The organism is Cohnella endophytica (assembly GCF_003628305.1).
Taxonomy (GTDB): domain Bacteria; phylum Bacillota; class Bacilli; order Paenibacillales; family Paenibacillaceae; genus Cohnella; species Cohnella endophytica.
On record NZ_RBZM01000005.1, the window covers coordinates 778,526 to 798,739 of the forward strand.

Here is a 20,214-nt window from a genome sequence, read left to right on the forward strand (position 1 = left end):
TCTTCGATTACACGATTGTTGGTAGGATGCGAGAATGGAAACGATAATTCCCTGAATTCACTTCACAGATTACATAATCGACAAAATCAAGTTCCACTATCTTAACATCGTCTGCAAGTCTCAGAGCGACTCCGCTTTCCGTTACGACATCCAAATGTTTCGCGGGGATGAATATTGTAGCTTGCGAGTTCGCGGGAACCGTTACCTCTAAGCTATAATTTCCATCATCGAATAGCTGCCAAGACACAAGAAGCCGACCGTAGATCGTCTCTATTTCAGCGGAAACCTGCGTGAGCGAACCTAAGATATGCGGCTTTACCGTAAAGGATCGATACCCTGGAGTAATAGGTTGAATACCTGCGAGATATTTGTAAAACCACTCCACGATCGTGCCGAACATATAATGGTTTTGCGATCGCGACTTTAATTCCCATTCTTCCAAAAGCGTTTGAATGCCGTTCTCCAGCCAGTATCCCCAGCTCGGATAAGTCCTTTGATCGGCGATCGCGTAGGCAATATCGCCGAATCCCAACTCGGTAAGCACGGGCAAAATGTATTTCGTGCCGATGATTCCCGTATTTAGATGCTTATCGCGTACGTTAATGATATCATGCATGAAATGCCGAACGACTTGATCTTTATCTTCGTCGGGAGTTAGCCTGAATGCAAGCGGAATGAGATTGGAGGCTTGCCGATAACCGGCTTCGATTTCCGTTTCGTAAATTCCTTTCTCGCGATTGAAAAAGGTCGCATGAAAGCTCTCCGCAATCTTGTTCGCCACATAGCGGTATTGCTTGGCATCCGACTCCGTTCCCACGACTTCGGCAATTTGACCTACGGTCTTCAAAATATGGAATACGTAAGCCGCCGCCATCAACCGCGATCCTTCCGGAGGGCTCCAATTTGTACTTCCGGGCGGAACCCAGTCTCCGAGCACGCTATGCGCGGTATAATCCTCATTAAGCTTGGAAATTTCCCAATCCGCATAAGCTTTCATCGTGCTATAATGCTGCTCCAATACGCTGCGATCCCCATAATGCATATAAAGATACCATGGAATCAGAACATATGCGGAAGTCCAAACCGGCGCATGATCCCATCCCCACGCGGATGCAGGCACGATGAGGGGGATCGCTCCATCCGGCTTTTGGCAATCTTGGATATCTTGTATCCACTTCTCCCAGAAGAGCAAGAGGTCAAAGCTATGATTGGCGGTCTCCGCGATGAGATGCGCATCCCCCGTCCAGCCATTTTTCTCGTAAACCGGAGTATCGGTAGGTATGCTGTGCAGATTATTAAGGATGGTACGATTCGTTGCTTCGTAAATTCCATTCAATAAAGGGTTTGAACTGTTAAATCTTCCTGTAGTTCTAACCGACGAACGTACGATTTTACCGGTGAGGCTATCTAAACCCGGAGCTTCCGGCCAATTGTCCAACTGCACATAACGAAAACCTTTGTAACTGAAACTCGGCTCCCAAATCTCAATTCCATTTCCGCATAAAATATAATGATCCGTTTGGCTTTCCGCGAATACATACGAATTTTCGTTATATACCGTATCATCCGGATTTAATTTTTCCCCATAGCGGAGTTGCAAGGATTGGCCGGCATTGCCTTGAACGCGGAATTCAACCCAGCCGACGATGTTGATGCCGAAATCCACAATATAATGACCTGTTTCCGTGTGCCTAATACTTATTGGCCGGACGGTTTCGATGACTTGAATCGGCGGGATGATTTGCGATTGCAGCTTCGCCGGAAGCGGTGTAGCCAAGGAGGCTTTAGACCAATCGGCATCGTCGTAATCCGTGGATGTCCAACCCGATTTTTCAAGCCTTGCATCGTATACTTCTCCGCTGTACAACGAATTTTTCAATCTCGGCCCGGATGCCGTGCGCCAAGTTTCATCGCTTGCCACCCAGTGGCTTGTCCCGTCCTCATATGCGATATTCACCTGGATAAGCAGTTTCGGCTCGCTATTCCAAGAGGCTTGCTCCCAATTCCACACATTTTTGGTTTGGATGGAGTAAAAGCCTCGCCCCAGCTCAACGCCTATGCTATTGATCCCTTTGCTCAAGTGAGTCGTAATATCATGAGTTACGTAAAACGCGCGTCGATCGTAATTCGTAAACCCCGGGTCCAATACGTTGTTGCCGATTTTTGCCCCGTTAATCCATAATTCATAATAACCGAGTCCGCAAATGTAGGCTCTGGCGCTCGCAATTCGCTTTTCCAACTGTACTGTTTTTCGTATCAAAGGCGCTGCAGCTTCAATATCCGATGGAAACGAAGGCCCGCCAATCCATTTTCCCTGCCAGTCCGTCTCTTGCAATAGCCCCATTTCCCACCAAGCCGGTTCGCTCCAATCGCTCGGGGAATCGGTTTGATCCCAAATTTTTACTTTCCAATAGTAACGCTGTCCGGATGTCAGACCTTTACCCGTATACCGAATAGCGTGAGATTGGTCGGAAAGGATAGGGCCCGTATTCCAAACTTCGCCATCATGAGCCGAGAGGGCTTCTAGATTGGAAGAAACAAGGATTTGATAGCATTTTTGTTTCGTGCCGCGGGTATCGGATTCCAACCGCCAGCTTAATCTTGGCTCCAATGTGTCTATGCCAAGAGGCGTCACCGTATATTCCGTTTTCAATCCTACGATTTTCAATCGGTTTTACCTCCTGTCATATAGACTGATTTTCTCTCATTATACCTTTCCGATCTGGACAAAAAAGAGGTGAATCTGCCAATATAGAAGGTAATCCTGCTTCCGAAAGGGACTCCTATGGTTAGAAAAGCTATCGAGATTACGCCAGCTCATATTTATTTTGACGAAGAGTTGCCTTACAACGTGAATCGGATTTCCGAATCTTACTCTTTGCAGCTGCACGAACATGAGTTTACGGAAATTTGTTATGTCGCTGAGGGAAATGGCGTTCATTTTATCGGTGATGAGACTCTTAAAGTGAGCCCTGGAGATCTGTTTATTTTGCCCCTGGGAACTTCGCATGTATTTCGTCCCCGGTCTACCGATTCCGAGAATCCCCTGGTAGTTTACAACTTTATCTTCATGGCCAATCGGGTTGCGGAAGCGCTGCGGCAATTTCCGGGGCTTGACGAATTACCGAAAGCGCTCTGCTTGCTTAACCTTGTCCCCGGTCAGCCTGTCTGGAGACAAATCCGGGATTCCTCCGGTGCATTCCGCTCGCTTCTAGTCCAGGCCTATCAGGAATTCCGCCTGAGAAAGGTCGGTTTTGTTGCTCGTATGCATGGCTTGTTTATTGCTCTCGCAACGGAGATAGAGCGACATCTTACCGAATTGGAGAGAGATGTCCCGGCGATGACGGAAAGAGTGCTTAGCACCGCGATTTTATTCATTCGCAATCATTTTGCCGGCCCGATCACAGCGGGTCAAGTCGCAATCGCGTCCGGTCTGAGCGAGCGGCATTTCCATCGACTGTTCACCAAGGAGATGGGTTGTACTTTCACCCAGTACGTTCAGAATCTGCGTATAGAGCTCAGTTGCGAGCTTCTGAGAACGACTCGGCTATCCGTTTCCGAAATCGCGGAAGCAGCCGGTTACCAGGACAAAGGGTTCTTTGTCAAACTGTTCAAGAAGAGAACCGGCCATACTCCCCGTTCTTATCGAAAGGAGTAACTTGGAATTTTTCTGATCACTTTTATGTCTAAAGGGAAAAGAAAAAATCCCTCCGAAACAAACGGAGGGATTGGAATCGTTCGCTTTAGTAGGTGCCTATCGAGATGCCCGAAGTAATCGCGTATGGAGAAGTCAGAACGGCTTTATAGTCTCCGAGAGGCTGACCTGTGGCGACCGGGTACCAGCCGCCGACGGTTTGACCCGCGGGGATATAGACGGACGTGCTTCCGACGTAGACGTCGCCGGAGCCCGTTACCCGATACAACGTAATGTACATCGAGGTGCTGTAGGTTGTATTCGTATTGGTGAATGCGCCGCCTACCCGGATGTTGCCGGACAAATTGTATGCCGTCCAAGATGCGGAGTAGCCCGGCGTGCTGGCCCAGACGGAGGATTGAGCGGTTTGACCCGTGGCATTCTTGGCCACGACCTTGACTTCGTAGGATCTGCTCGGAGAAGCGCCGAGCGTATAGCTCGTCGAGGACGTGTTCGCAACGAAAGAACCGTCCTTGTAGATGTCGTAGCTGACCGCGTTCGACGAAGTCCAGCTTAAGCTAATGGAGGAATATGTGGTCGTGTAACTGATGACCGGTGCCGTCGGGCAGCCCAAAGTCGTAACGGACGTAGACGAGCTTCCGTAACCGCTTGTTCCGACTACGTTAAACGAGTAAGTAGTGCATGGGCTTAGTCCCGTTACGTTATAGCTGTTAAGGCCTGCGCGAGAGTCCAAATAAACGCCGTCTTTATAAATTTGCACGAAGCTTTCCCCTGATTGTAGCGTCCAATTCAATGTCAGAGAGTCGGTCGTGACGTTAGTCGCGTTGGCGTTCGTGGCCGCGTGAGCGGTAAAAACAGGAATGATGGCGAGAATCAAAGAGAAGCAATGCAGAAACTTGGAAATACGAGTGCGCATGCGAAATACACCGTCCTTTTTTTGATTATTTGATCAGTTTAAATCAACTTTCTTGTCCTTACCGTTGCTTGCGCGATGTACCGTTCATTCCATACCTAACCGAGTATCAATTCCCTCCTTCTTCCTATAAATGGTTAATTCAACATGAGATTACCACCGCGAGCGAAGTGACAACAACTCTAAATCGAACGATACGTAATAATGGGCATATTTCCCTTGAAAATGCGCATGACAGGGCGTTAGCTTATCGAAATGGACGAGTAATCTTCATGCTTGCTGCCTTGAGCGCAAGTTAGGTTAGGTGCGAGTTAGTGGGTTTGGAGAGTTAACTGAGAGCAGAAAGCCTCATATGGGCCGGAGTTAGTGTGTTTGGAGAGCTAACTCGGAGCAGAAAGCCTCATGTGGACGACAGTTAGTGCGTTTGGAGAGCTAACTCGGAGCAGAATGCCTCATTTGGGCGCGAGTTAGTGAGTTTGGAGAGCTAACTCGGGTCAGAGTGCCTCCTTTGGCGCGAGTTAGTGTGTTTGGGTGAGATAACTCGGAGCAGGATGCCTCATTTGACGGGAGTTAGTGGGTTTGGAGAGTTAACTGAGAGCAGAAAGCCTCATATGGGCCGGAGTTAGTGTGTTTGGAGAGCTAACTCGGAGCAGAAAGCCTCCTTTGACGGGAGTTAGTGTGTTTGGAGAGTTAACTTGGAGCAGAATGCCTCATTTGGGCGTCAGTTAGTGTGTTTGAAGAGTTATCTTGGAGCAGAATTCCTCCTTTGGGTGCGAGTTAGTGTGTTTGAAGAGTTAACTCGGAGCGGAATGCCTCATTTGGGCGCAAGTTAGTGGGTTTGGGAAATGGGCGCACCCTTCCTCTGGGCTGTCATAACTTAATTCATAGGGCAAACACCCATTCCAAGCGATTAGAAGAGGCGTGATCGAATGAGCTATACCCAATCCTCCATGGACTTTGCGTCCCCGTCGGCGCAGTTCGCCTACGACTTGAGCAACAATGTCTTTTTCAAAAAAGACGACAGAAACCAAATTAACGCATTAGGCATCCAACAGTTGAACACGCTTGGCAACACGTCTTTGCTGGATATTTATTTAAGCACGGGCAATGTCATCGAACCTCATATCCATCAGAACGCATCGGAGTTAGTCTATTGCATCTCGGGTGCCGCGATCGTCTCTATTGTTAATCCGTTTACGAAGAAATTGCTCAATTACGCGATTAACCCCGGGCAAGTGACGAACGTACCGCAAGGTTGGTGGCATTATGAAGTAGCAACGGTCGACAATACGCACTTGCTGGCGATCTTCGACGCGAATACTCCGGAGTTCATTCCCGCGTCCGATATGCTGCGGTTAACGCCGGCCAGCCTGCTCGCATACACGTATTGCCTGGATGAAGCAACGGTGAAGCAAGCGCTCGCCCCGATCACGAATACGGTCGTAATCGGACCGCCCACAGGCTGCGTAAAACCGCAGGCGCAAGTGTCCCCGGCCCAAGCCGCTCAGCAACCGAACGCTGCGCACGCGCAGCATCAGCCGTCCTATGGACAGACGTATCGCGATAGCCGTTATTCGCAACCTTACCCGGGCTTGTATTGATACAATTCGAGGGGAGTGGTAGACTAACCGTATAGAGCGGAAGGAAGCGGAGGTGTCGATCAAGGTATGAATATCGCGGAACAACTCGATAAGATCAACAGGCAACTGACGGCCAAAGGGTATAAACTAACGCCTCAGCGGGAAATGACGCTGGAAGTTCTATTGGAGAACGAGAAGGACCATTTGAGCGCAGAAGAAGTGTTCATGCTCGTAAGGCAGAGGTTTCCGGAAATCGGATTGGCTACGGTATATCGGACCTTGGAGCTTCTTGCCGAGCTGAGCATCGTGCAGAAAATGAACTTCGGCGACGGCGTGGCGCGTTTCGACCTTCGGATGGACGGTCAAGCCCACATGCATCACCATTTAATCTGCAAAGTTTGCGGAGCTCTCGAAGAAATCAAGGACGATTGGCTGACCGATCTGGAGCAGCGGCTTGCCCGCGAATACGGTTTCCAAGTGACGGACCACAGGCTCGACTTCACCGGCGTTTACCAAACATGCCGGAACAACAACGAGCCTTGTAAACGCACGGGTAAAGCCGTATCCTAGACGATTGCGACATCTGCGTAACGCAGTGAGACATTCCTATATAAATGAAGCAGCCCGCAAGGTCATTATGACCTTGCGGGCTGCTTGCGTTAACGGGCTACAGATTGAGTCCGTCATCGTTACGAATAATCAAATAAACGATGAGTCCCATAATAGGAAAGAAAAATAAAGCAATAAGCACGAGCATGGAAAACTCCTGACTTTTGCCTTTCCTCCGGCTATCCCGATATGCCCAAACGCAAAGCGCGATATGGATAATGAAACAAACGAAGGCGAAAATGAGCATGAATACGAGTAAGCCTCCGAAAATGCCGGCGCCATGATCGATTGTTTCCATTGGCGACCTCCAATCAGGATGGGGTTTCCTTCATTTTCCTTTGTTGGTTTGGATAAGTCAACACTTGGAATGGATCAACTTGTCCATGTTTACGACTTGCTATTAAACGTAAAAACCCGTTGCCAGTAAAGGCAACGGGCTTTCAAGCGAATATGAATTAAAAGAATCCAGCGCGTAAGATGATTACCAAGAGGACGAAAAGTACGAGCGCGAATGCAGCGGCTCCCATTCCTCCGCCATAGCCTACGCCGCAACCTTCACCTACACCTGCGACAGGGTATCCCATGTCTATCACCACCGTGCGATTATTATGACAACCGGTCACGTAAATAGTTTATGACGGGATGCATTTATGGTCAGTACAATTACCCAAGTAGGCGAAAATCAGGCAAAAGCACATTTCCGGAACCCCCCTCGGATAAATCGAATGCTACAGGATACCTTATTAAGGCATTCCACTAATCGAAGGAGGTTTTAACTTGAAGAAGTTATTGTCAAGCTTGACGTTGTTATCGGCACTATCCTTGACGGCTGCCGTCCCATCTTTCGCCGAGCACTCGAGCGGGCATGCGACCGACAAGAGTTTGGACGGGACGATCAAGACCCCTGCTCCGACAAGCCTGACGATCAAGGAAATGACGTCGGGAAGACACGGGGTGCACGGCAACGGGTATTACGATAATACAACGGGAGGCCCTACGGGAAGCCTGTACGGAACCAATGCCATGAACCAAGGTACCCGGATTTTCGGAGTCGATAACCGGAATGGGATTACCGGCACGACGGGAACAACCGGAACAACCGGACATTACGGAACGTACGGAACTACGGGACATTACGGCGATTATGGCACGGGTTACAATAGCAGGAACTACTCGAACGGCAACTACGGATCGTACGATTCCACTCGGATGAACACTTACCGGCCGTACAGCACGTACAATACGAACAATCTGACCCCTAGAGCGAAAAGCACCGTGAGGGCGATGAGCACGACGACCAAAAGAAGCTTCAACTGGGGCTGGTTAGGTCTGCTCGGTTTGTTCGGTTTAGCTGGCATGCGCAGCCGCAGCCGCGACGAAGTGCGTTAAACTAAATCGGTTCACCTCCGCTTGAGGTGCCAATACGCGCAAAATCCCCGTCCGACCTTATTCGATAAGGGGACGGGGATTTTCAATAAGCCGTGTAAGGGTTCAGAAACAAAGGTTATTCCGCGAAAGACACGATCCCGTCTCTAAGCGAGGCTACCCGAGCCAAGGACTCGACGCGATAGCCTTGTTCCCGAAGCTTGCTGCCGCCATCTTGGAATGCTTTCTCGATCACGATGCCGATACCGGCAACTTCTCCCTGCGCTTGATGGACGATTCTGGCCATCGCAAGAGCCGCCTCGCCGTTGGCAAGAAAGTCATCGATCAACAGTACGCGGTCGCCGACCGCCAGAAACTTCCTCGCGATGGACACTTCGCTTTCTTCCTTTTTCGTGAACGAATACACTTTCTCCGTATAGAGATCCTCCTGAAGCGTCAGAGACTTCCGCTTTCGAGCGAAAATAACCGGTACTCCTAGTTCCAGTCCCGCCATGACCGCGGGCGCGATACCCGACGATTCGATCGTCAATATTTTCGTAATCCCGCTCTCCCGGAACTGCTGCGCGAAAGTTTTGCCGATCTCCGCCATAAGCGGGGGATCTATCCGATGGTTGAGGAACGAATCCACCTTGAGCACCTGATCGCTCAGCACGATTCCTTCATCGATTATTTTTTGTTTCAACAATTCCATTTGGTCTCTCCCCTTTCTCGAATATTGTAACATTCCTAGAGCTTTTCGGGGATCGCTTTTCGATTCGTTAGCGGCCAATACATAATATTTTCCAACCTGACCGATACTGAGCGGGAGCACTTGAGGCATCGACTCGGTTCGTTAAGGAGGACTCCATGAAATGAAAGCAAGCAAACGCCTGTCCGGATGGAAAATGACGCTCGTTATGGGAGCGGGGCTCGTATTGGGAGGAACGGCGGCGCAAGCAGGGGTTAACGCGCCTAATGCGCAAGATTTGTCGGGCAATCAAGCGAAGCGGCAAATCGCGGTCGTCATCGACGATTTCGGTAACGGCATGAAAGGGACGGAGCAGATGCTCGGGCTCCCGATCAAGCTGACGGTTGCGGTAATGCCTTTCCTGCCGACGACGAAGCAGGATGCGGAAGCCGCCTACAGCAAGGGGCACGACGTAATCGTTCATATGCCGATGGAGCCGGTGAGAGGACTTCGCAGCTGGCTGGGGCCAGGCGCCATTACGACCGATTTGCCGGACGAGGAAATCCGCAAACGCGTCCAGGCTGCGATCGCGGACGTGCCTCATGCCATCGGCATGAACAATCATATGGGCTCCAAGGCGACTGCCGATCCGCGCGTCATGCGAGTCGTGCTCCAAGTGTGCAAGGAGCAAGGGTTGTTTTTCCTCGATAGCCGAACTTCCTTTAAGACGGTCGTACCTAAAATCGCGGAGGAGGTCGGAATCGTAACGCTGCACAACGACGTGTTCCTTGACGACGTGTACACTCAGAATCATGTGTTGCATCAAATCGGCGTTCTGAAAAAATTTCTGGCCAAGAACGAACGATGCATCGTCATTGGGCATGTCGGTCCGCCTGGGCTGTATACTTCGGGCGTATTGAAGAACGCGATACCCGATCTTCAGAGCCAAGCCACGTTCGTACCGATAACGCAACTGTTGCCTTCTCCCGAACCGCTTGCTTACGGACAGAAATAGCGATAGCTCATGATCCCGTCGGCGATCGCGGCAGCGAGCCTGTTCTGTCCCGGAATGGACGTGAGCATGGAACGGTCGCCCGGATCGTTAAGGAAAGCCGTTTCGACGATGACGCTCGGCACTTGAACCCGGTTAAGCAAATAAAATTGCTTGGCTTCTTGCGGCAACCGGTATTTGCCTTGCTGTTGGTTCAAGCTTGTTTGGATAAAACCGGCTAATATCGCGCTTCTGCCTTCGGATTGATGGATGACGAGCGGGCCTCTTTTCCCTCCCTTGGGGGACCAATTCACATGAATGCTCACGAAGACGGAAGCGCCGATCTCATCGGATAATCCGCGACGTTGGGATAAGTCCTTCCGGTGCCGCGAGCGGGTAATGTGCCACCGATTATCGTCGCTTAGCGCATAATCGCCGGTACGGTTCAGAATGACCTTCAAACCGTGGCTCCTCAAGAGGAGGTAAAGCTTGCGGGATATTTCCAAGTTGATGTCCTTCTCCAGAACGTTGTTCCAATGCGTACCGCTGTCGATTCCCCCATGCCCGGCATCGATAAGCACGTCGGCCATCGGCAGTACTTGCTTCGCGTGAGTCGGCTCCTTGTTCGTCCATCCGGTCAGGATCAGCAAGGAGCATCCGATTCCAATTCCAAGCAGGACTAGGCGCGATAATGTCGACGAAAATAACGATTGCAATATTTTTCCCTCCAATTCAAATGCTCGGATTCCGATTGTTCCGCTTCTCCCATTATCGTGGCACAAACGGGGCATCCTCATGCAGAAGGTTGGAATCGGAGCGGAATCGCCAACGATGGGATGAGGATTGAACGATCGACGTATTGGGCATGCTAGGAGCAAGGAGGGATGGAGAATGGATGGCAATGAGTACGTGAAATACGTGACGGAGCGGGTCGTCAGCTATATGGAACGTCCGGAAGACGAGGATGCGGAGGAAAGCGCGCCGAGAATGCTTAGCCGCGAACCGTGGTTAACGAGATGGTTCGGAGTGGCGCCGCTCGGTATTATGATGTGGTGGGGAAATCGGGTCGAGAAAAGAAACAAAACGCACCCGGAGGTGCGTTCGGTTGATTCGTCGACTTATCGATAGAAGAGTCCTTGGCGAAGCAGGGCGCCGATCGGAACATAGCGTGTGCCTTCCATATCGATCGCCAGGTCCATCCGGCCGTTCGACCAGCGCTGATAGCCGATAATCGGCACGGCGTAAAGCATCGCATCTCCGAACGGCTCGGTTACATAACGTAGATGCTGTTTGCCGTCGAGACGTTTCTGTACGTTGGCGGTCGCATTGGCTGGAAACGGAGCTTCCTTGGTTAACCAAGGAAGCTTCTCGTATGCATCGAAGGGTTCGTTCAATCGATGGGCGACGAGTCGCGATCCGGTCGGAGGACCTTGGAAGAACGGCTTGTCCGGCGAAAACATTCGGTTCCAAGCGGCATTGTCGACCGGAAGCTGTTCGGCGGTTTTGGCGTCGAGCCAGTAAGTATCCTCGTCGATTTTGACCTCCCAAGCCGCTGCGAAGGGGTGAACGTAATGCTTGACGGCTGTCATACGTTGAGCTTGATCCGCTGTCATGAGCCCGCCGTCGATTAACGAACGTTTCAGGACTTGCGGAGAAAACAGGGAATGAGGACCGACTCCGTATTCCCCAAGCTGGAACGAACCGTCCATCACCGCATGAACGACCATATACCCGATATCCTTGCCTTCTTTAGTAAATAAAACTAACCAACTATGCGTTCCGGGCCCAAGCGCTTCGATCTGGGGATCGGCGCTTTGCCATGCCTTGAAAGGTTTCTGTTCAGCTAGCGAAGCGACCCATTCTTTCACTTGCCTTTCAAGTTTGGACGGCGCTTGAGTCTGCGACGATGTCGCAGGCGCGGCCGCTAATGCCCGCGCAGGAAAATGGACGGCTTGTACGACTAGGGCGGCGCTTAACGCGATAAGGAAGAGCTTTAGCTTGAACGGCTTGAATCGATCGAAATGGCGTTGGAATCGAATATAGTTACAGATACTGAGCGAACGAGAGTTCATAGAACCTCCTGCGGGTGTTGGGATAAATCGCGTAATGGCCCGTTGTCGTCTAATTGTAAGGGACGCGCGGCGCCAAGGCTGTTGCATCGTGTCAGCCCGCGGACAGCGTTCTTGTTCTATTTTTGCCGAATGCGGGCGTATTGACGGGGGTGCTCTCTAATGAATGCCGGGAAGATGAAAAATACCGCAGTTCATGACGGTCACGATGACCTTCGGGCGGTATTGCCAGTCGATCTCCGCCTCCCGTTGGGAGAAGCGCACGGAGAGAGCGTCCCGCTGCTCCTTCTGATCGGGATGCCCCATCGAATCCAGCATCGGTTCGTAGTAATTCCGAATCCGTTCCAGTTCGTCCTGACGGCGCCCTTCGGCTTCCACCGCCCAAGAGAAATCGCCATTCTTGAGCTTGCGCTCCATCGTTTGCTCGAGTTGGGTCATCCCTTTGCGCAAAGAAAGGCCGTTGCGCAGCAGATGGACGTTGGAAGGAAGACGGGGGGTGAGCCGCTTATCCCTCAGTGTGTCCATAAACTTCTCGTTGATAACTCCGGTCGCGAGCGAGATTCCCCATCCGTAAAGCTCTTCGCGCTTCATGTCGCATTCGTAACCGACCTTGAAGTTAACGCCCAACCAAGCCGTGTACGGTTGGGAACCGAGAGGATCCATCCGGCCGCGAGGCGGTTCTTCGAACAACGTGACGCAACGTCCCCCCTGTTGAGAGGCTTCGAAGAGCTGAAGCAGTCGCCGCGAGCCGAAATACACGTCTTCCTGCACGATTCTGCCAGATTCCGTCATGATATAGGAAATCGGCGAAGCGGCGGCGCGGTCCGCCATCGAAGGACTCTCGAACGACCAACGGTACGTCATCGTCTCGGGTTCCGAGCCGGTTCGATCGACGAAGCTCCAATAATAAGGGCGATTCGTTAGCGCGCGATCGGCGTCGGGCGAGAGCTTCACGGTGACGTGGCTCGGGCTTTTCTCGATCAGCTGGCAACCGGTCGAATCCAGGTAGGAGACGACGAACTTCTGGACTTGTTTGGCATTCATGGTTCATTCTCCCGTTGGAATTGATTTTTGGCGGCGAGCAGCGTGTCGCCTAGTCCGTCGATGCGTTGGCGCAACTCCTCGCCGTCCGCGGATTCCAGCACCAATTGGGCTAACCGTCGCTCGATGGAGTCTTCTTTTTCGAACTGCTGAATGATCTCGTCGAGCTCTCCGATAACCAATTCAAACATATTGATTTTCTCGTGGAGCAGGTGTACGATATGTTCTTCGATCGTTCCGAGGGTGCACAGATTAAAGATTTGCACGTCTTCGGTCTGTCCAAGGCGATGGACTCTACCGATGCGCTGTTCAACCCTCATCGGGTTCCAGGGCAGATCGAAATTGATGACGTGGTGGCAGAATTGCAGGTTAATGCCTTCGCCTCCCGCTTCGGTCGCGATCATGACCTGCGCGCGGCGGCGGAACAAATCCATCATCCAGTCTTTCTTGCCCCTGTTCATTCCGCCCCGGTATGGAATGGCCGAGATGTCGTGCTCCTTGAAAAATTTCATTAAATACTCCTGAGTGGCGCGATACTCGGTGAAGACGATCACTTTGTCGTTAATGCTCCGGATCAGCTCGATTGTCTTCTCGGCTTTCGTATTGGCCTTGATGCTCTTGATAAGCTCGACAAGCTCCCAGATTCGGGCGCGCAAGGGCGAATCTTCCGTCGTTTTCTTGAACAAGTTAATAAGCGTAAGGAAGACGGCATCCCGACTGGAGCAAACCTCGCGTTGCAGCGTCACGAGCGAGAGCATGCTCGTCAGGTCCCCGTTCTCCGCGGTCGCGTGCTTACGGACGTAGTCGGTGACTCCCTCATATAGAGCCATTTCATCCGGAGATAGTCGCAGAGGGACGTTCGTCACGACCCGTTTCGTAAATTCGACGCCGCCGTCGCTTCGGCGATTGCGGATCATGACTTGGCCCAGCGCTTCGTGCAGTTTGGCTTCGTTCTTGGGAACCCTGCGGTCCGCGACGAAATTGGCCGCGAAGTCGCCTTCGCCGCCGAGTTGCCCGGGCTTAAGCAAGGTAATGAGATTGTAAAGTTCGGTTAAGTCGTTCTGCACCGGCGTCGCGGTGAGGAGAAGGCAATATTTTTTGCGAAGCTCGTTAATGAATTGGTAATTGCCGGTCCGTTTGTTCTTAAGCTTGTGCGCTTCGTCCACGATGATGAGGTCGAATTCTTCGTTAAGAAGCATCTCGCGATGGGGCTCGCGTTTGGCCGTATCCATGGAAGCGACGACGATATCGTTGCTCCAGGTGTACGCTTTTTTCTGCGCGACGGCGGGGATGTCGAACTTGCCGTTCAACTCCCGCACCCATTGCAGCACCAAAGAAGCCGGGACGAGGATGAGCACCTTGCGGACTAGGCCGCGGATCAAGTATTCCTTGAGGATCAGGCCGGCTTCAATCGTTTTGCCGAGACCGACTTCGTCGGCAAGAATGGCGCGCCCTCTCATCTCGTGCAAAACTTTGCGAGCCGTATCGACTTGATGGGGAAGCGGCTCGAAATGAGGCAGCAACGAGAGGCAACGCAAAGCGTGAAAGTCCGATACGAGCGAAGCTTCCTCCGCTTCCAGACCGAGTTGATACAAGGACCAGTCGTCCCATGGACCGTTGCGTTCTACCCGGCGTTCGAGCTCTTCGAACGCTCCGCGGTCGACATGCATCTCTACTAACGGATGAAGCTTGCGCGGAGCGGGATCGGGCGATAGGCTCGCGGGAGACTTAAAGGGCGCAACCGTCTGTTTCTCCGATTCTAACGGAGGAAACGTCTCCGTAGCCGGAGGGGTGTCGGACGAAGCTGCGCCGGGCGTGGTGCCGGCGGGAGAAGTGAAAGGGATTTGCAACGGTAGCTCCTCCTCGGCGATAACTTGACCGGCGTCATAATAGCGGTTGAAGTTTCGCAGGGTAATGTAAGGGCAGAATAGGGTTTCCATTCGTTAGTATGAGCAAACGAAACGGATTCAAAACAAAAGCGGAAATAGCCGGGCGAAGCCCCTTCGTTCGAGAGATTCCGAGCTCGTTCGCCGGATCGCGGAGCCTATGCGAAAAACACTATGGAAGCACCAAATCTTGTGAGGTTTTATGGCAATCGCACACAATATGTTGTACAATTTACATACACTAATCGGTGTTGCGAGCCGTGTTATATTGCGATTTTTATCAAGTTTTCTGGGAGGGTGTACCGGATTGAAAACGATGCAGACAAGACGGTTGGAAGGACTAAGCGAGAAAATATTTTTGGATCGCTATGCTTGGAAGAACGCCGATACGAACGAAACGAAAGTCGGCGACGTCGTTCTCGTGCTTACTAAGGATGATCCGAAATTCCCTGCCAAAGACGTAGGGGAAGTCGTATCGCGCGACGGACAGAACGTAACCGTCAAGCTCCGCAACGGAGAGCTAGTTCAATCTACCGTAGAGAAGTTGACTTTAACGATCGAGAAAACCCCGGAAGAAATGTGGGCGCGTCTAGCGAACGCAATGGCTTCCGTCGAGGATACAGTAGAAAAGCAAAAGGATTGGTCCGAGAAATTCCGTTGGCTGCTTGACGATTGGAAGCTCGTTCCGGGCGGACGGATCGCGGCGGGAGCCGGAGCCAGCGATGAATTGACGCTGTTTAACTGTTACGTAATCCCGTCTCCGCACGATAGCCGCGGAGGCATTATGCAGACGCTTTCCGAGATGACCGAAATCATGTCGCGCGGAGGCGGTGTCGGCATTAACCTATCGTCTTTGCGTCCTCGCCGCGCGATCGTCAAAGGCGTTAACGGTTCTTCCAGCGGCGCGGTATCGTGGGGAGGCTTGTTCAGCTACACGACCGGGTTGATCGAGCAAGGCGGCAGCCGTCGCGGCGCGCTTATGCTCATGATTAACGACTGGCATCCGGATGTCGAAGATTTCATCACGGTGAAGCAAACGATGGGGCAAGTGACGAACGCGAACTTGTCGGTATGCGTGAGCAATGCCTTCATGAAAGCCGTTAAGGAAGACGGCAATTGGGATCTCGTATTCCCGGATTCCAAGGATCCGGAGTACGACGAGTTGTGGGACGGAGACTTGGACAAATGGAAGAAGCTCGGCAAGAACGTCGTTCATTACCGTACCGTTCGCGCGCGAGACGTGTGGAATAGCATTATCGAAGGCGCTTGGAAATCCGCGGAGCCGGGCGTCGTGTTCATGGAATATTACAATCAGATGTCCAACAGCTGGTACTTCAACCCGATCATCTGCACGAACCCGTGCGGAGAGCAAGGACTCCCGGCATGGGGCGTCTGCAATCTGTCGGCGATCAATCTATCCAAGTTCTATGATGAGGAGAAGCACGACGTAGCTTGGGACGAACTGTCCAAAGTCGTTCGTTATTCCACCCGTTTCTTGGACAACGTCATCGACAAAACGCCTTATCACTTCCCGGAGAACAAGAAAAACCAACAGAACGAACGTCGCGTCGGTCTCGGAACGATGGGATTGGCCGAACTGATGATCCGTCTCGAAGTCCGGTACGGAAGTCCGGAAAGTATGGATTTCCTAGACAAGCTGTACGGCTTCATGGCACGCGAGGCGTATCTCGCTTCCACGGAAATCGCGGCGGAGAAAGGATCGTTCCCGGCGTTCGAAGCGGAGCCGTTCCTGCAATCCGGCTTCATGAAAAACATGGTCGAAACGTATCCGGAAGTCGGAGAAGCGGTGTCCAAGCGCGGAATGCGCAACGTTACGGTCATCACCCAGGCGCCTACGGGTTCCACGGGAACGATGGTCGGCACTTCTACGGGGATCGAACCGTACTTCGCGTTCGAGTTCTTCCGTCAAAGCCGCCTCGGTTACGATAAGCAACTCGTGCCGATCGCCCAAGAGTGGAAAGACGCACATCCTGGCGAAGAGCTTCCGGAGTGGTTCGTTACCGCGATGGACTTGTCCGCGAAGGATCACATCCGCGCGCAAGCCGCCATTCAGCGCTGGGTCGATAGCTCGATCTCCAAGACGGCGAATTGCCCGTCCGACTTCACGGTCGAGGAAACCGCGGAGCTGTACGAGATGGCGTTCGAGCTCGGTTGCAAAGGCGTAACGATCTACCGCGACGGCAGTCGCGACGTTCAAGTTCTGAGCACGGCGAAGGACGAGAAGAAGGAAGAAGTTGCGGCTCCGACTGCTGCCGCCGTTGCGGAAGTCGCTCCGGCCGAGGCGCTCAGCGCATCGCTTAACGTGTCAGTGACTCCCGAACAGAAGCAAGTATTCGACAAGCAATACAAGAGCCGTCCGAAGATCCTTCGCGGCGCGACTTACAAATACAATACGCCGTTCGGAATGGCGTATATTACGGTGAACGACATCGACGGCACTCCGGGAGAAATCTTCCTGAACGTCGGTAAAGCCGGCTCCGACGTGTTCGCGATGGCGGAAGCGCTCGGCCGCGTCTGCTCGCTTTTCCTTCGTTACGGCGATCACGGCGACAAGGTGCAATTGCTCGTGAAGCATCTGAAAGGCATCGGCGGATCCGGCGCCGTCGGCTTCGGTCCGAACCGCGTCGAATCGATAGCGGACGCGGTCGCGCAAGCGCTCGAGCAACATGCCGGCTTCGGCGATGGCGAGCATGCGGCAACTACCGAACCGATCGCGGCTAATAATTACCCGATCGTCACGGAGAAAACGAAACTTCCGTACACTTCCAAGGATTTGTGCCCATCTTGCGGCTCGGCTTCGCTGCTGAACGTAGAGGGTTGCAAGACTTGCGGTAACTGCGGCTATAGTAAGTGTTCATAAGAGCGGAAAAGACCCCGGGGACGGGGTCTTTTTTTTTTGGATACGTAATATTTGGGATGTTTCAACTTAATTAGATTAACAAGCGTTTGGGAATTTGGGCTAATAAAAATACACCCGAGAGCCGAAGCCCCCGGGCGAAAGCATTTTGAACATAAGCGGATTATTCTTTGATCTGTGCGAACGCACTAACGGTATGCTTATCCTTACATAAACTAGCGGTGTGATGAAATTCACAATAAACACGGGAGGTGATATACATGGGCTATGGAGTTGGAGGAGTAGGTGCCAGTTGTGCCGGTTATGGCGGCGGAATGGGAGCTGCCGCATTCGTGCTTGTGCTTTTCATTCTGTTGGTGATTATCCTTGCAGCCGGACGCGGAGTTTACTAAGTAAAATTGTATCACCACCGTGTATCACCACCTAATTCTTACCCCATCATGATCCACATGATGGGGATTTTCTTTTTTGAGGCTTATTAAAGAAAATGCCCAAGAGACGAAGCCACCCGGAAAATTGGATATATGCGGATTAATGATTGATCTGTGCGAATAACCTTACGGTATACTTATCCATTCATATAATAGGTATTGGAATTATCATCTTTATTAGACATAGGGGGGGGGGGGGGACCATATGGAAGCTGCTGCTTTTGCACTCGTGCTTTTCATTCTGCTGGTTATCATCTTAGCAGCCGGTCACAAGCACCACCACCACCACGGCTGATAAGTAATATTGGCGATCATCGCATTGTTTTTACCCCATCATGATCCGCCGCATGGTGGGGCTTTTTCTATTTCTTAGCTGCTCTTAACGTAAGCGTCTAATAACCCCCACCTTGTTGCAGGATGGGGGCTGAACTATGCTGGATTAAGATTTAAACACTATTGATTCAATTCAAGATATAAATTTATTTATGAAATGGAAAATTGGAGAAAAACCAAGAGTTAAATAGACCATTATTGGATATTCGGGGTCTGTCAAATCTTTTGTGTAAACTTTCTTTAAGCAATTAAATATTTTGGCTTGCATAAGACCCGGTCATCGAATCGGGCTTTTTTTGAATTTTGTAAATAGCAATGTTGCATTTGTTATTCTCACCATTTCTGACGCACTTCTGTTCGTTTTATGGTAAGCATCATAATATCTTATTTGTTGCCTTCCAGGCGTCAATTTGCTCGAAGACTTCAATAGGATTATCCAGCGAGATTTCGCCAATCCGGCGTTGTCGTTCAATACGATTTCGGATGAAGTGGGCTTCTCCTCTCCATATTTGGGCAAACTGATCAAGAAGCACCGCCAAGTCTCGATGAACGACTATATCAATAACATTCGTCTGACGCATGCAACAGAATTAATTGCGACAACCGACGAAGCCACTCTAGCCGAAGCCACTTCTTCACCTTGTTTAAGAAAGTGCACGGGATGACTCCCAGCCAATATCGAAATCTGATAAAAATCCGGATAGGCGACCCTAAACGTCGCTCCGGATTTTTTTCTTTATGATTTGAAAAATGTGACGTTTACCACCGGGTCCGGCAGCGGAAAGGTTTCAGTGTCGGGATTTTTATGAAAAGTGTATTTTTTGGTGACCGTAATGTCGGTTTTTTGTTGGAAAGTTTGATTTGATTGATTTCGGTTATCGTCAGTTTTTGTAGAGTGAAGGGTAGCGGTACTTCTTATAACGGTAAATTGTACGTCAATGAGATTGAGAAGGAGAAGGTGCAGTTGACACAGTTTCAGAATCAAGTTGCGATCGTGACGGGGGCAAGCAGCGGAATCGGTCAAGCGATAGCCGAGTCATTGGCGGGGCAAGGCGCGCGCGTCGTTGTATGCGGACGCGATGCGGAGAAGGGAAGAAAAGTCGTGGAAGGGATTGAGCGGGGAGGCGGCACAGCGCTCTTCGTGCAAGTGGACCAGGTCGATCCCGCCGCCCCGGATGCGATTGTAACGCGAGCAGTTGAAGCGTGGGGGAGAATTGATTTCGTTATCAATAATGCCGCCTTGGTATGCAATAAGCCGATCGAAGCGGTCTCGCATGAGGATTGGGACCGGCTCTTCGCCGTTAACGTAAAGTCGGGATTTTTTCTCGTTCAGAAGGCGCTACCGTATTTGAAAGAGACGCGAGGTTCGATTGTGAACATCAGCTCATTGAACAGCCAGAAGAATATTGCGGGCAACTTCATTTACGACTCGCTTAAGGCTGCGCTGAACCATCTGACGACCGGACTTACGCTTGATCTGCGGGACACCGGCATTCGCTGTAATGCCTTGCTTCCGGCAGGTATTGCGACGCCGCTTCTGAATGATTGGTTTAAGCAGCTTATGGAAGATCCATCCGAAGCGGATCGTGTTGCTGAATCCGAGAAGCTCAGAGCGGATGTGGGGTCGCCACAGCAGGTGGCGGATGCCGTTGCGTATTTGTGCAGTTCTCAGGCATCGTGGGTCAACGGGGCTCTTATTCCATTGCACGGCGGTTTCCAAATCGGCTAATCGAGGTCAGAGGTAGACGAATACAGGGTATAAGGAAGGAGAACTG

General features: G+C 51.5%; 18 protein-coding genes. 9 read left to right on the plus strand and 9 right to left on the minus strand.

The features are described 5' to 3' along the window. Positions 1 to 7 precede the first annotated feature (7 nt). Positions 8 to 2,668, minus strand: a complete 2,661-nt coding sequence (locus tag D7Z26_RS13575) for an alpha-L-rhamnosidase (RefSeq protein ID WP_120977485.1) — start codon at positions 2,666 to 2,668, stop codon at positions 8 to 10. A 117-nt stretch (positions 2,669 to 2,785) separates the two neighbouring features. On the opposite strand from D7Z26_RS13575, the gene D7Z26_RS13580 reads away from it, so the two are divergent. Further along, a complete protein-coding gene (locus D7Z26_RS13580; RefSeq protein WP_120977486.1) occupies positions 2,786 to 3,658 on the plus strand; it encodes an AraC family transcriptional regulator in 873 nt (290 codons plus the stop codon). 85 nt (positions 3,659 to 3,743) lie between these two features. Here D7Z26_RS13580 and D7Z26_RS13585 read toward each other — a convergent pair whose 3' ends face one another. After that, complete coding sequence (locus D7Z26_RS13585; protein ID WP_120977487.1) at positions 3,744 to 4,571, minus strand: fibronectin type III domain-containing protein; 828 nt, start codon at positions 4,569 to 4,571, stop codon at positions 3,744 to 3,746. Positions 4,572 to 5,497: 926 nt separating this feature from the next. On the opposite strand from D7Z26_RS13585, the gene D7Z26_RS13590 reads away from it, so the two are divergent. Then, entirely contained in the window at positions 5,498 to 6,169 is a 672-nt protein-coding gene (locus D7Z26_RS13590) for a cupin domain-containing protein (RefSeq protein WP_233566865.1), read from the plus strand. Positions 6,170 to 6,235: 66 nt separating this feature from the next. Continuing rightward, on the plus strand, positions 6,236 to 6,718 hold the full coding sequence (fur, locus tag D7Z26_RS13595; protein ID WP_120977488.1) for a ferric iron uptake transcriptional regulator: 483 nt from the start codon (positions 6,236 to 6,238) through the stop codon (positions 6,716 to 6,718). A 97-nt stretch (positions 6,719 to 6,815) separates the two neighbouring features. Here fur and D7Z26_RS13600 read toward each other — a convergent pair whose 3' ends face one another. Both D7Z26_RS13600 and D7Z26_RS28105 read right to left on the minus strand, forming a co-directional pair. After that, the gene (locus D7Z26_RS13600) at positions 6,816 to 7,004 is read right to left on the minus strand and encodes a PLDc N-terminal domain-containing protein (protein WP_407643517.1); all 189 of its coding nucleotides are present in this window, start codon (positions 7,002 to 7,004) and stop codon (positions 6,816 to 6,818) included. 208 nt (positions 7,005 to 7,212) lie between these two features. After that, positions 7,213 to 7,341: a sporulation protein YjcZ gene (locus D7Z26_RS28105; RefSeq protein WP_120977490.1), complete on the minus strand. Its 129-nt coding sequence runs from the start codon at positions 7,339 to 7,341 to the stop codon at positions 7,213 to 7,215. A gap of 193 nt (positions 7,342 to 7,534) precedes the next feature. Here D7Z26_RS28105 and D7Z26_RS13610 point away from each other — a divergent pair, with 193 nt between their 5' ends. Next, positions 7,535 to 8,146 carry a WGxxGxxG family protein gene (locus D7Z26_RS13610; protein WP_120977491.1) on the plus strand — a complete coding sequence of 204 codons (612 nt, stop codon included), beginning with the start codon at positions 7,535 to 7,537 and terminating at the stop codon, positions 8,144 to 8,146. Positions 8,147 to 8,261: 115 nt separating this feature from the next. On the opposite strand, the gene D7Z26_RS13615 is transcribed toward D7Z26_RS13610, so the two are convergent. Continuing rightward, entirely contained in the window at positions 8,262 to 8,834 is a 573-nt protein-coding gene (locus tag D7Z26_RS13615) for a xanthine phosphoribosyltransferase (RefSeq protein WP_120977492.1), read from the minus strand. A gap of 160 nt (positions 8,835 to 8,994) precedes the next feature. On the opposite strand from D7Z26_RS13615, the gene D7Z26_RS13620 reads away from it, so the two are divergent. Continuing rightward, positions 8,995 to 9,825, plus strand: coding sequence for a divergent polysaccharide deacetylase family protein (locus D7Z26_RS13620; protein WP_233566866.1), 831 nt, complete (start codon positions 8,995 to 8,997; stop codon positions 9,823 to 9,825). On the opposite strand, the gene D7Z26_RS13625 is transcribed toward D7Z26_RS13620, so the two are convergent. Then, positions 9,810 to 10,517: an N-acetylmuramoyl-L-alanine amidase family protein gene (locus D7Z26_RS13625; protein WP_233566868.1), complete on the minus strand. Its 708-nt coding sequence runs from the start codon at positions 10,515 to 10,517 to the stop codon at positions 9,810 to 9,812. The two genes, D7Z26_RS13620 and D7Z26_RS13625, sit on opposite strands and share 16 nt — an antisense overlap. A gap of 175 nt (positions 10,518 to 10,692) precedes the next feature. Here D7Z26_RS13625 and D7Z26_RS13630 point away from each other — a divergent pair, with 175 nt between their 5' ends. Beyond that, positions 10,693 to 10,929, plus strand: coding sequence for a YqzE family protein (locus D7Z26_RS13630; RefSeq protein ID WP_120977494.1), 237 nt, complete (start codon positions 10,693 to 10,695; stop codon positions 10,927 to 10,929). On the opposite strand, the gene D7Z26_RS13635 is transcribed toward D7Z26_RS13630, so the two are convergent. From D7Z26_RS13635 to D7Z26_RS13645, 3 genes are all read right to left on the minus strand, one after another. Beyond that, entirely contained in the window at positions 10,920 to 11,873 is a 954-nt protein-coding gene (locus D7Z26_RS13635; protein ID WP_120977495.1) for a hypothetical protein, read from the minus strand. The genes D7Z26_RS13630 and D7Z26_RS13635 overlap by 10 nt on opposite strands. A gap of 156 nt (positions 11,874 to 12,029) precedes the next feature. Beyond that, a complete protein-coding gene (locus tag D7Z26_RS13640) occupies positions 12,030 to 12,914 on the minus strand; it encodes a YqhG family protein (protein ID WP_120977496.1) in 885 nt (294 codons plus the stop codon). Further along, positions 12,911 to 14,581 (minus strand): DEAD/DEAH box helicase, encoded by a 1,671-nt coding sequence (locus D7Z26_RS13645; RefSeq protein WP_120977617.1) that lies wholly within the window; start codon positions 14,579 to 14,581, stop codon positions 12,911 to 12,913. Before D7Z26_RS13645 ends, D7Z26_RS13640 begins: the two co-directional genes overlap by 4 nt. Before the next feature lie 523 nt (positions 14,582 to 15,104). Between D7Z26_RS13645 and D7Z26_RS13650 the strand changes: the two genes are divergently transcribed. From D7Z26_RS13650 to D7Z26_RS13665, 3 genes are all read left to right on the plus strand, one after another. Continuing rightward, positions 15,105 to 17,678: an adenosylcobalamin-dependent ribonucleoside-diphosphate reductase gene (locus D7Z26_RS13650; RefSeq protein ID WP_120977497.1), complete on the plus strand. Its 2,574-nt coding sequence runs from the start codon at positions 15,105 to 15,107 to the stop codon at positions 17,676 to 17,678. A 257-nt stretch (positions 17,679 to 17,935) separates the two neighbouring features. Next, positions 17,936 to 18,067: a sporulation protein YjcZ gene (locus tag D7Z26_RS13655; RefSeq protein WP_120977498.1), complete on the plus strand. Its 132-nt coding sequence runs from the start codon at positions 17,936 to 17,938 to the stop codon at positions 18,065 to 18,067. 1,336 nt (positions 18,068 to 19,403) lie between these two features. Further along, entirely contained in the window at positions 19,404 to 20,168 is a 765-nt protein-coding gene (locus D7Z26_RS13665) for an SDR family NAD(P)-dependent oxidoreductase (RefSeq protein ID WP_158602297.1), read from the plus strand. Positions 20,169 to 20,214 lie beyond the last annotated feature (46 nt).